Source organism: Streptomyces sp. F001, assembly GCF_004187715.1.
GTDB classification, from domain to species: domain Bacteria; phylum Actinomycetota; class Actinomycetes; order Streptomycetales; family Streptomycetaceae; genus Streptomyces; species Streptomyces flavusporus.
On sequence record NZ_QZWF01000009.1, the window covers coordinates 204624 to 215810 of the forward strand.

Genomic DNA, 11187 nt, shown 5'->3' on the forward strand with positions numbered 1-11187 from the left:
ACCGCTTGCCGAGAACGCTTTCCGCCCTACGGTCTGACCCATGGCCGAAACCGGAGCTTCCCCACTCCCCCTACGCCCCGGCGCACTCCCCGCTCTTCCGCGCCGAGCACTTCGTCTGGCTCACCGCGCGCGTGCTGGAACAGCGCCTGTTCGCCCACCACTTCCTGCACGGCGGCGCCGACCCGGTGGAGACCGCGCTGGACGCCTACCGCAACCAGGACGGCGGATACGGCCACGCCCTGGAACCTGATCTGCGCGGTCCGGTCAGCCAGCCGCTGCACACCTCCCACGCCTTGCGCGTCCTGGACGCCCTCGGGCGCTGCGGCGGGCAGCGGGTGGAGCGTGTGTGCCGGTACCTGACCTCCGTGTCCACGGCGGACGGCGCGCTGCCGGCGATCCACCCCAGCCAGCGGGGCTATCCGACCGCCCCCTTCGTGCCGGTCGTCGACGACCCTCCGAGCGAACTGCTCGCCACCGGGCCGGTGGTGGGCCTGCTGCACCGTAACGAGGTCTGGCACGCCTGGTTGTTCCGGGCCACGGACTTCTGCTGGCAGACGGTCGAGTCCCTGGAACGGTCCCACCCCTACGAGATCGAGGCCGCCGTGGCCTTCCTGGACTCGGCGCCCGACCGCCCGCGCGCGGAGGCGGCCGCCGACCGCCTGGGCCGCCTGGTGCGCGAGCACCGCCTCGCGGTCCTGGACCCGGAGAAGCCCGACGCCTACCCCGTGGCCCCCGGCTACGCCCCCGGGGAGCACCACTTCCCGCACGACTACGCGAAGACTCCGCAGTCCCTCGCGCGCGCGTGGTTCACCGACGACGAGATGAACCGCTCCCTGGACTTCCTCGCAAGCGAACAGCAGGAGGACGGCGGCTGGCCGATCCGATGGCGTCAGTGGGCACCCACCCCGGCGCTGGAGGCGCGCCCCATGGTGACGATCGAGGCACTGCGCACGCTCAGGGCGTACGGCCGGCCCATTGGCTGACCGCGGATGTCTCGCCCCCCCACCGGCCCGTCTCACCCACCATCGCCCGTACCCCCGCCGTCACCACGACCGCCGCCGCGACGACGAGCAGGAACGGGGCGCGCAGGAACAGCGCCAGCGCCGCCGCGGCAAGCCCCGCCACGCGCGCGTCCAGCATGAGCGCCCGCCCGTCGGCGAAGGTCTGCTGGGCCGTGAGGGCGGCGAGGAGGGCGACGGGGAGGAGTGCTGCGAGCCGTTTGACGAGGGGCCGCTCGAGCACACCGGCCGGGACGAGGAGTCCGGCGAGCTTGACGGCGTAGCAGCCGACGGCGGTGACACCGATAGCGATCCAGGTGTTCAACGCAATCCCTTTCGTGACTCTCGACGTCCTTCCACGAACAGCACGGCCGGCGCCGCGAGGGCGGCCGCCAGCACCGGCACGCCCGCGGGCAGCACCGGCAGCAGCCCCAGCCCCAGGACCACGGCGAGTCCGGCGACGGCTCGCTCGGTCCCGGTCCTCAGCATCGGCGCCAGCAGCGCCAGAAAGACCGCGGGCCCGGCCGCGTCCAGCCCCCAGGTGGCCGTGTCGCCGAGGGCCTCGGCCCCCAGCGCACCCAGCAGCGTGGTCAGGTTCCACAGCACGTACAGGCTGAGCCCGGTCACGACGAACCCGATCCGGATGCTGCGCCGCGTGGGCTGCGCCAGGGCGACCGCCGTCGTCTCGTCGATCACCCACTGAGCGGCGAACGGGCGCACCGCGCGCGGGAGGGCCAGCAACTGCGACAGCCGCAGCCCGTAGAAGGCGTTGCGCACGCCCAGGAAGAAGGCGCCTGCAGCCGCCGTGAGCGGGTTCCCGCCCGCGGCGAGCGCCCCCACCAGCGCGAACTGGGAGGCGCCGGTGAACACCAGCAGGCTGAGCGCACACGTCTGCAACAAGCTGAGCCCGCTGCCTGCCGAGGTCACCCCGAAGGCGAACCCCGACAGTCCTACGGCGACTCCGACGCCGAGGGCGTCCCGTACGACGGCGGCGTCCGGGCTTCCTCCGCGGTCGGCCTGTATGTCTGTGTGCGTGTCTGCGTGAGCTGTTCGTTCTGCCACACGTCGGACGGTAGGTGCAGCCGTCGCGCAGCGTCTTGTACGTTCTTGCGCTCCCGCTGGTACGCCCCCGGAGGCACGCCCACGATCCTGCTGAAGTGCCGGTTCAGGTGCGGCTGGTCGGTGAACCCGACCGCGACGGCGGCTTCGGCGGGCGCTGTTCCCGCGTCCAGCAACCGGCGCGCCCGGCGCACGCGGGCATCGGTCAGCCAGGCGTGCGGTGGCATGCCGTACACCTCCCGGAACGCCCGCAGCAACGCGAACGGGCTGGTGCCGAGGTTCCCGGCGAGCGTCTCCAGGGTCGGCGGCTCGGCCATCCGCTCCTCCAGCACCTCACGCGCGCGTGCCGCGATCCGCGCTCCCGCCGTGCGCACCTGGCGTTGCGGCAGTGCGCCGCCGTTCAACCGCAGCAGCCGCGTCACGGCGACCCGCAGCAGCGTGTCGGCCGCCAGTGCGTTGCCCTCGTCGGCGGCGCGCAGTACCTGATGCACGAGGCCCACGGCGTACGGATCGTCGAGCACGGGCCGGACGAACCCCGGGGTACCGCGTATCGCGGTCGTCTCCGCGGCGATGTCCGCCACCACCTCCGGCGACGGGTACACGGCCCCGTACCGCCATCCCTCGGGTACCCCGGCCCGCCCCGTGTGCGGGGTGTCCGGATTGACCAGGGCCAGTGCCCCGGCACCCGCGTACTGATCGCCCCCGCCGTGGTGGAAGACCTCCACGCCGTCGGCGATGGCGGCGATCACGAAGTTTTCGTGCGTGTGCCGCACGAACGCCTTCCGGATGTACCGGGCCCGCAGCAGATCGACACCGGGCAGTTCCGCGTACTGCCAGTGCCGCGCCCGCTCGCCGGTACCCGCCATGACTCCATTCTCCGGCACCGCCTGGCCCGAAGCAGCAAACGCGCAGGTCAGCCGTATTGTCAGTGGCCGGGTGCAGGATGGACCCATGGCGAGCTCCAGGCACCGAGCCCTCGACGGCTTCTCCCCCGCGACCCGCGGCTGGTTCACGGGGGCCTTTTCCGCGCCCACCGCGGCCCAGGCGGGCGCGTGGCAGGCCATCCGTGAGGGATCGGACGTACTGGTGGTCGCCCCCACGGGTTCCGGCAAGACGCTGGCCGCCTTCCTCGCGGCCCTGGACCAGCTCACCTCGACCCCCCACCCGGCCGACCCCAGGAAGCGCTGCCGCGTCCTCTACGTCTCCCCGCTCAAGGCCCTCGCCGTGGATGTGGAACGCAACCTGCGCAGCCCCCTGACCGGCATCCGCCAGGAGTCCGTACGCCTCAGCCTGCCGGAGCCGGACGTGAAGGTCGGCATCCGCTCCGGCGACACCCCGGCCGCCGAGCGCCGCGCCCTGTCCACCCGCCCACCGGACATCCTGATCACCACCCCCGAGTCCCTGTTCCTGATGCTGACGTCGGCCACGCGCGACGCGCTGTCCGGCGTCGAAACGGTGATCCTCGACGAGGTGCACGCGGTCGCCGGCACCAAGCGCGGCGCGCACCTCGCTCTCTCCCTGGAGCGCCTGGACGAACTCCTGCCGAAGCCGGCCCGCCGTATCGGCCTCTCCGCGACGGTCCGCCCGGTCGACGAGGTCGCCCGCTTCCTCTCCCCCCGCCGCAAGGTGGAGATCGTTCAGCCGGAGTCCGGCAAGGAGTTCGACCTCTCGGTCGTGGTCCCCGTCGAGGACCTGGGCGAACTGGGCGGCTCCCCGGTGGCCGACGGTTCCGAGGGCGCCGAGCGCCCGTCCATCTGGCCGCATGTCGAGGAGCGCATCACCGACCTCGTCCAGGCCCACCGCTCCACCATCGTCTTCGCCAACTCCCGCCGTCTCGCGGAGCGCCTGTGCAACCGGCTCAACGAGATCGCGTACGAGCGGGCCACCGGCGAGCCGCTGGACGAGCACCACGCCCCCGCCGCTCTCATGGGCGGCTCGGGTGCCGCCCAGGGCGCCCCGCCCGTCATCGCCCGCGCACACCACGGCTCGGTGTCGAAGGAGCAGCGGGCCCTTGTCGAGGAGGACCTCAAGGCGGGCCGTCTCCCCGCCGTGGTCGCCACCTCCAGCCTCGAACTCGGCATCGACATGGGCGCGGTGGACCTCGTGGTCCAGGTCGAGTCTCCGCCGTCCGTGGCCTCCGGCCTCCAGCGCGTAGGCCGCGCGGGCCACCAGGTCGGCGCGGTCTCCACCGGCGTGGTCTTCCCCAAGTACCGCGGCGACCTGGTGCAGGCGGCCGTGGTCACCGAGCGGATGCGCACCGGCGCGATCGAGTCCCTGAAGGTCCCGGCCAACCCCCTGGACGTCCTGGCCCAGCAGCTCGTCGCCATGACGGCGATGGACACCTGGCAGGTCGACGACCTGCTCGCCATGGTCCGCCGGGCCGCCCCCTTCGCCTCGCTCCCGGAGTCGGCGTTCACCGGGGTCCTCGACATGCTCGCCGGGCGCTACCCGTCGGACGCGTTCGCGGAACTGCGCCCGCGCGTGGTGTGGGACCGCATCGCCGGCACGATCACCGGCCGCCCCGGAGCGCAGCGCCTCGCCGTCACCTCGGGGGGCACCATTCCGGACCGTGGCCTGTTCGGGGTCTTCCTCGCCGGTGCCGATCCCAAGAAGGGCGGCGGCCGGGTCGGCGAGCTCGACGAGGAGATGGTCTACGAGTCCCGGGTCGGGGACGTCTTCACGCTCGGCACCAGCTCCTGGCGCATCGAGGACATCACCCGCGACCGGGTCCTGGTCTCCCCCGCCCCCGGCGTCCCGGGGCGGCTCCCGTTCTGGAAGGGCGACCAGCTGGGCCGCCCACTGGAACTGGGCCGTGCAGTGGGCGCGTTCCTGCGCGAGGTCGGCTCACTGACCAAGGAGGACGCCCGGCTGCGCCTGCTCGCCGCCGGCCTGGACGCCTGGGCGGCGGACAACGTCCTGTCCTACCTGGACGAACAGCGCGAGGCCTGCGGCCACGTCCCCGATGATCGCACCATCGTCGTCGAACGCTTCCGCGACGAGCTCGGCGACTGGCGGGTCGTCGTGCACTCTCCCTTCGGCGCCCAGGTGCACGCCCCCTGGGCGCTCGCCCTGGGCGCCAAGCTCTCCGAGCGGTACGGCATGGACGCGCAGGTCATGCACGCCGACGACGGCCTCGTGCTGCGCCTGCCGGACGCCGACCTCATGGGCCTGGACCTGCTCGACCGGGAACCGATGAAGGTGGGCACGGAATACGACGCCGAGCAGGCGCCGGTCGGCGCAGCGGACGTGGTCTTCGACAAGGGCGAGGTCGACCAGATCGTCACCGACCAGGTGGGCGGCTCGGCCCTGTTCGCGTCACGTTTCCGCGAGTGCGCCGCCCGCGCGCTGCTGCTGCCGCGCCGCAACCCGGGCAAGCGCACACCCCTGTGGCAGCAGCGCCAGCGCGCCTCCCAACTGCTTCAGGTGGCCGGTGAGTTCGGCTCGTTTCCGATCATCCTGGAGGCCGTGCGCGAATGCCTCCAGGACGTCTTCGACGTCCCCGGGCTCGTCGAGCTGATGGGCGATCTCGAGTCCCGCAAGGTCCGCCTGGTCGAGGTCACCACTCCGGAACCGTCCCCCTTCGCACGCTCCCTCCTCTTCGGGTACGTCGCCCAGTTCCTGTACGAGGGGGACTCGCCGCTCGCCGAGCGCCGGGCCGCCGCCCTGTCGCTCGACTCGCGTCTGCTCGCCGAGCTGCTCGGCCAGGCGGAGCTGCGCGAACTGCTGGACGCGGAGGTGCTGACCGAGCTGGAGCGGGAGCTGCAGTGGCTCACCGAGGACAGGCGCGCCAAGGACGCCGAGGGCGTCGCCGATGTGCTGCGGCTGCTCGGCCCGCTCACGGACGCAGAGCTGGCCGAGCGGGGCGCCGAACCGCAGTGGGCGAAGGAGCTGGCGGGCGCCCGCCGGGCGATCCGGGTCCGTATCGCCGGGGCGGACCACTGGGCTGCGATCGAGGACGCCGGCCGCCTGCGCGACGCACTGGGCACGGCACTGCCGGTCGGAGTCCCGGAAGCCTTCACCGAGCCGGTGAAGGACCCCCTCGGCGACCTCCTCGCGCGCTATGCCCGCACCCACGGCCCGTTCACGTCCACGACGGCCGCGGCCCGCTTCGGCCTGGGCGTGGCCGTCACCGAGGGCGCCCTGCAGCATCTGGCGGCGTCGGGGCGGGTCGTACAGGGAGAGTTCCACCTGGCCGGCATCGGCCAGGAGTGGTGCGACGCAGCCGTACTGCGTCGGCTGCGTCGCCGTTCCCTGGCCGCGCTGCGGCACGAGCTGGAGCCGGTCCCGCCGGCCGCGCTCGCGCAGTTCCTGCCGCAGTGGCAGCACATCGGCAGGGGCCATGCGCTGCGCGGCATCGACGGACTGGTGCGCGCCATCGAGCAGTTGCAGGGCGCATCGGTGCCCGCCTCCGCCCTGGAGAAGCTCGTCCTGCCGTCCCGCGTCGCGAACTACACCCCCGCGATGCTCGACGAACTCACGGCCGCCGGCGAGGTGGTGTGGGCCGGAGCCGGTGCGCTCCCCGGCAAGGACGGCTGGGTGTCCCTGTACCTGGCGGACGCGGCCCCGCTCCTCCTGCCGCCCCCGCACCCACTGGAGCTGACGGCCCTTCACCAGTCCGTTCTGGACGCCCTCTCCGGCGGCTACGGTCTGTTCTTCCGCCAGATCGCCGACCAGGTCCGTGCCACCACCCATCCCGAGGCCACGGACCCCCAACTGGCCGACGTCGTCTGGGACCTGGCCTGGTCCGGCCGGCTGACCAACGACACCCTCGCGCCCCTGCGCTCCCTGCTCGGCTCCGGCCGCACCGCGGGTTCCACGGCACACCGCGCCAAACGCACGGTCCCGCGGGGCCGCTACGGCTCCCTGACCGCTGCCGCCCGCCCCGCCTCCCGCAGCGGCCCGCCGACCGTCGCCGGCCGCTGGTCCCTGCTCCCGGCCCACGAACCCGACCTCACCGTGCGCGCCCACGCCCTGGCCCGCACACTCCTCGACCGGCATGGCGTCGTGACCCGGGGGGCGGTCGCCGCGGAGGGCGTCGAGGGCGGGTTCTCGGCGACGTACCGCATTCTGTCCGTCTTCGAGGAGAGCGGTCAGGCACGGCGCGGCTACGTCGTCGAGGGGCTCGGGGCCGCACAGTTCGCGATGGACGGCGCCGTGGACCGCCTGCGGGCCGTGGCCAATGCCCGCGACCGGGGCGACGGGCTGCCCGACCCGCAGTTCGGGACCGGCGCCCCCGAGGGCGTCACCGACGGCTACTTCACCGCCGCCGACGCCCTCGGCCCGTTCGACGACCATGCCTACCAGGCCGACCCGGCGTACGACCCCTGAACGCCGACTCCCCGCTCCCCATCCCTCACCGGGCGACTACGTCTCACCCCGGACTTGCCCACATCCGGCGCCCCCTCCTGGCAGAACGGCGGCCGCGCAACCCCCGGCTCCCCCGCCCGCGGCAACCGCCCCTCCGCCGCCTCCCGTGCCGTCGTCCTCGCCGCCGCCGACCCGGCGAACGCCTACGGCGCCGCTCTCCCCTGGCCGGAGCCCCCGACGGGCGCCGGGCACAAGCCGGGCCGCAAGGCGGGCTCCCTCGTCGTCCTCGTCGACGGCGAGCCGGCCCTCTACATGGAACGCGGCGGCAAGACCCTGCTGGCCTGGCCCACCGCCCCGGACCTCACACCCACCGACGACCCACGCCTCGGCGCGGCCGCCGAGGCCCTCGCCGCAGCCGCCCGCGCCGGCTCCCTCGGCACGGTCACGGTGGAACGCATCAACGGCACCCCCGCTCTGACGTCCCCGACAGGCACCCTGCTGGAAACAGCAGGCTTCGTCGCAACACCGAGAGGCCTACGCCTACGGGCGTGAACCACGTCCCACAACGCGACCCGGCACACACCCCTCTCCCCGTGCCACCCTGAACCCATGCCCGAAGGAGACACGGTCTGGCAGGCCGCGAGGCGGTTGCACGGCGCCCTCGCGGGCAGGGTGCTGACCCGCTCCGACCTGCGCGTGCCGAAATACGCGACGGCCGACCTCACCGGCCGTACCGTGCTGGACGTCACCCCGCGCGGCAAGCACATCCTGGCCCGTATCGAAGGCGGCCTGACCCTGCACTCGCACCTGCGGATGGACGGCTCCTGGAAGGTGTACGCGAGCGGCCGGCGCTGGACCGGCGGCCCGGCACACCAGATCCGCGCGATCCTGGGCACCGCCGACCACACGGCCGTCGGCTACCGCCTCCCCGTCCTCGAACTCCTCCGTACCGCCGACGAAAACCGCGCCGTCGGCCATCTCGGCCCCGACCTGCTGGGCCCCGACTGGGCCCCGGACCGTGCACTGGCCAACCTCCTCGCGGACCCCGCCCGCCCCCTGGGCGAAGCCCTCCTGGACCAGCGCAACCTCGCCGGCATCGGGAACGTGTACAAGAGCGAGCTCTGCTTCCTGATCGGCGCCACCCCGTGGCTCCCGATCGGCGACCTCCCCGCCGATCGCACGGCCAAGCTCCCGGCCCTCGCCAGGAAACTCCTGGAGGCCAACCGCGACCGCCCGGTCCGCACCACGACGGGCCGCCGCGGCCAGGACCTGTTCGTCTACGGCCGCGCACCCCGCCCCTGCCTGCGCTGCCACACACCCGTCCGCGTCGCCGACCAGGGTGACGGCTCCCGCGAGCGCCCCACCTACTGGTGCCCGACCTGCCAGACGGGCCCGGCCCCGGCGTCCGGCATCCCGCGTACGAGACGGAACCCGGCACCGTACTGATTGACGACCCGTCAGAAATGCTCGTACCGTCCCAGCATGGCCGTGAAGGCGTACGACCTCACCGGACGCACCGCATTCGTCACCGGCGCCGCCGGCGGCATCGGTCGCGCCTCGGCGCTCCTGCTCGCCCGGGCCGGCGCCACCGTGCACTGCGCCGACCGCGACGCGCAGGGCCTGCACGAGACGGCGACCCGGATCAAGGACCACGGCGGCACCGCCCGCACCCACCACCTCGACGTCACCGACCGCACCCAGGTCAGAGAGGCCGTCAAGTCCTGCGAGCGGCTGGACGTGCTGGCCGCGATCGCCGGGATCATGCACAGCAGCCCGGTCCTGGAGACCCGGGACGAGGACCTCGACCGGGTGCTGAACGTCAACTTCAAGGGTGTGCTGTACGCCTGCCAGGAGTCGGCCCGTCTGATGCTCGACCGGAACATCAGGGGCAGCATCATCACGATGGCATCCGGCGCCGTCGACACCGGCGGCCCCGGCCTGCTGTGCTACGGCGCGGCCAAGGCGGCCGTCGTCCAGCTGACGAAGACGCTGGCGACGGAGCTGGGCCGGTCCGGCATCCGTGTGAACGCGATCGCGCCGGGCTGGATCCGCACTCCCATGACCGACCGCCACGACGACGCGGCCCAGGCGCGCACCGAGGCGGTGATGGCGCGGATGTCGCCGCTGGGCCGAGTCGGCGAACCGGAGGACGTCGCCCACGCGGTCCTCCACCTGGCCTCCGACGCATCGGCCTTCACCACGGGCCAGATCCTGCGTCCGAACGGGGGTGTGGCGATGCCCTGGTAGCGCTGGCCCGCAAGGCGTTCCGCCACCGCGCCACCCCGAGCGCCCCGCCGCCCGCGCCCTGGGCGCACAGTGCACCGGCAACAGGCTCACCCCCCACCCCCGGCCGCGACCACTCCCTCCAGCGCCCCCGCATCCGGCGCCACCGCAAGCCGCAGCACGGCCCACCACCACGCCGCCCCGAGCCCCAGAACGGCCCCCCAGCGCACTGTCCGCGCCGCCATGGCCGTCACCTCGCTCGGACTGGACGGGCTGAGCTGCGGGCAGTCGTGCCTCCCCCAGTGCCTCAAGGGCCTGGGGGGACTCCCATGGGCGGCACGGGCGGGCGATGGGGGTGCCCCCGCGCGAGCTCGTTCGAGCGTGGGGGAGGAACCCCGCACCGCCGGGCTCCGACGCCGGGACAGTCGCAACCCCGGTCAACCGTTCTCGGCCTGGAACATCCAGTAGTGCTTCTCGAGATCCGCCGTGATCCCGATGAAGATGTCCTGCGACACCGGGTCCGCCTCCGCGGTCGCGGCCACCCGCTCCCGCATCCGTCCGATCAGCTCCCCGAGGGCCTCGACGAGCACCGCCACGGCGTCCCCGTCCTGGATCCAGCCGCCGTTCACCGCCCCGATGCCGCTGCCGACGGCCACCGTCGAAGCGCGCCCGTCGGGCGAAACGCCCAGGGCAGAGGCGCGTTCGGCAACGGTGTCGGAGTGGGTTCGCGCGGTGTCGACCACTTCGTCGAGCTGAAGGTGCACCGACCGGAAGCGCGGCCCCACGACGTTCCAGTGGATCTGCTTGGCCACCAGGGCGAGGTCCACGAGATCGACGAGTGCGCCCTGCAGCGCCTCGGAGACGGTCATCAGCTGCGCATCGGACAGTGGGCTCTTGACGACGTACATCGCACCTCCGTTGGCTCGCCCGGCATGTCCCTCCACGATGAACGCGGCACCCGGGACCGGCAAACGCACCCGAACGGGAATCAAAGCGAACCCGAGGCAAGACCCCGCACATGCGAAAACCCCGACAGCACTCCCCAGGGGATCTCCCTGGGAAGCCCCGGCCGGGGCATCACACGATTCCTCTGGCGTGAGCGTCAGCCCACGCGTCCAACGCGCGCGTACGTCACGCCGCGACCACGTCGACCGTCTCGGAGGGCGCCTTGATGGTCACCCGTTCCGGCGGCACACCGGTCACCGACACGGAACCCAGCATCGGACGAACCGCCGTGGGCACGGGCTCGCTGGGTGTGGCGGCAGCAGACTGGGCCAGCTCGGCGAGGGCGAGCTCGTCGCTCACTTCCCGCATGAGCTCGGACATCCGTACGTCCAGCGCGTCGCAGATGGCGGAGAGCAGTTCGGAGGAAGCCTCCTTCTGCCCCCGCTCCACCTCGGAGAGATAGCCGAGTGAGACTCGGGCGGACGAGGAGACTTCGCGCAGAGTACGGCCCTGGCGCTGGCGCTGCCGACGCAGCACGTCACCCAGCAGGCGACGGAGCAGAATCATCGGTGGCTCCCTCCTCGGACCGCGTAGCCGCATCCTTCACGCCCCACCGTACCGCCTTGCGCTGCGGCCGTGCGGGGAGCGATGTCGT

Annotated in this window: 7 protein-coding genes and 3 pseudogenes; 4 read left to right on the forward strand and 6 right to left on the reverse strand. The window is 73.1% G+C overall.

All coding sequences use genetic code 11. The annotated features are described in order from the left end of the window. Positions 1-40 precede the first annotated feature (40 nt). Positions 41-983: pseudogene (locus StrepF001_RS28730) on the forward strand (hypothetical protein). Positions 984-1017: 34 nt separating this feature from the next. Here StrepF001_RS28730 and StrepF001_RS28735 read toward each other — a convergent pair. The 3 genes and pseudogenes from StrepF001_RS28735 to StrepF001_RS28745 all read right to left on the reverse strand — a co-directional run. Then, positions 1018-1323: pseudogene (locus tag StrepF001_RS28735) on the reverse strand (AzlD domain-containing protein); the annotation flags it as partial. Further along, the gene (locus tag StrepF001_RS28740) at positions 1320-2021 is read right to left on the reverse strand and encodes an AzlC family ABC transporter permease (protein ID WP_129801171.1); all 702 of its coding nucleotides are present in this window, start codon (positions 2019-2021) and stop codon (positions 1320-1322) included. The pseudogene StrepF001_RS28735 and the gene StrepF001_RS28740, both read right to left, overlap by 4 nt. Continuing rightward, positions 1949-2923 (reverse strand): AraC family transcriptional regulator, encoded by a 975-nt coding sequence (locus StrepF001_RS28745; protein WP_129801115.1) that lies wholly within the window; start codon positions 2921-2923, stop codon positions 1949-1951. The genes StrepF001_RS28740 and StrepF001_RS28745 overlap by 73 nt, the downstream gene beginning before the upstream one ends. Positions 2924-3008: 85 nt before the next feature. Here StrepF001_RS28745 and StrepF001_RS28750 point away from each other — a divergent pair. The 3 genes and pseudogenes from StrepF001_RS28750 to StrepF001_RS28760 all read left to right on the forward strand — a co-directional run bounded on the left by StrepF001_RS28750 (position 3009) and on the right by StrepF001_RS28760 (position 9611). Further along, positions 3009-7916: pseudogene (locus StrepF001_RS28750) on the forward strand (ATP-dependent helicase). Positions 7917-7973: 57 nt separating this feature from the next. Continuing rightward, complete coding sequence (locus tag StrepF001_RS28755) at positions 7974-8810, forward strand: DNA-formamidopyrimidine glycosylase family protein (protein WP_129801116.1); 837 nt, start codon at positions 7974-7976, stop codon at positions 8808-8810. 36 nt (positions 8811-8846) lie between these two features. Then, a complete protein-coding gene (locus StrepF001_RS28760) occupies positions 8847-9611 on the forward strand; it encodes an SDR family NAD(P)-dependent oxidoreductase (RefSeq protein WP_129801117.1) in 765 nt (254 codons plus the stop codon). Between the two features lie 86 nt (positions 9612-9697). On the opposite strand, the gene StrepF001_RS49630 is transcribed toward StrepF001_RS28760, so the two are convergent. The 3 genes from StrepF001_RS49630 to StrepF001_RS28775 form a co-directional block, all read right to left on the reverse strand. Beyond that, positions 9698-9832: a hypothetical protein gene (locus StrepF001_RS49630; RefSeq protein ID WP_276322846.1), complete on the reverse strand. Its 135-nt coding sequence runs from the start codon at positions 9830-9832 to the stop codon at positions 9698-9700. A gap of 192 nt (positions 9833-10024) precedes the next feature. Continuing rightward, positions 10025-10495, reverse strand: a complete 471-nt coding sequence (locus tag StrepF001_RS28770) for a DNA starvation/stationary phase protection protein (RefSeq protein ID WP_129801118.1) — start codon at positions 10493-10495, stop codon at positions 10025-10027. 223 nt (positions 10496-10718) lie between these two features. Next, a complete protein-coding gene (locus tag StrepF001_RS28775; RefSeq protein ID WP_129801119.1) occupies positions 10719-11099 on the reverse strand; it encodes a helix-turn-helix transcriptional regulator in 381 nt (126 codons plus the stop codon). Between the last annotated feature and the right edge of the window lie 88 nt (positions 11100-11187).

Coding starts and splice junctions, on each gene's coding strand:
- StrepF001_RS28760 (WP_129801117.1), top strand. CDS start 8,847: ATGGCCGTGAAGGCGTACGACCTCACCGGACGCACCGCATTCGTCACC.
- StrepF001_RS28755 (WP_129801116.1), top strand. CDS start 7,974: ATGCCCGAAGGAGACACGGTCTGGCAGGCCGCGAGGCGGTTGCACGGC.
- StrepF001_RS28745 (WP_129801115.1), bottom strand. CDS start 2,923: ATGGCGGGTACCGGCGAGCGGGCGCGGCACTGGCAGTACGCGGAACTG.
- StrepF001_RS28775 (WP_129801119.1), bottom strand. CDS start 11,099: ATGATTCTGCTCCGTCGCCTGCTGGGTGACGTGCTGCGTCGGCAGCGC.
- StrepF001_RS49630 (WP_276322846.1), bottom strand. CDS start 9,832: ATGGCGGCGCGGACAGTGCGCTGGGGGGCCGTTCTGGGGCTCGGGGCG.
- StrepF001_RS28770 (WP_129801118.1), bottom strand. CDS start 10,495: ATGTACGTCGTCAAGAGCCCACTGTCCGATGCGCAGCTGATGACCGTC.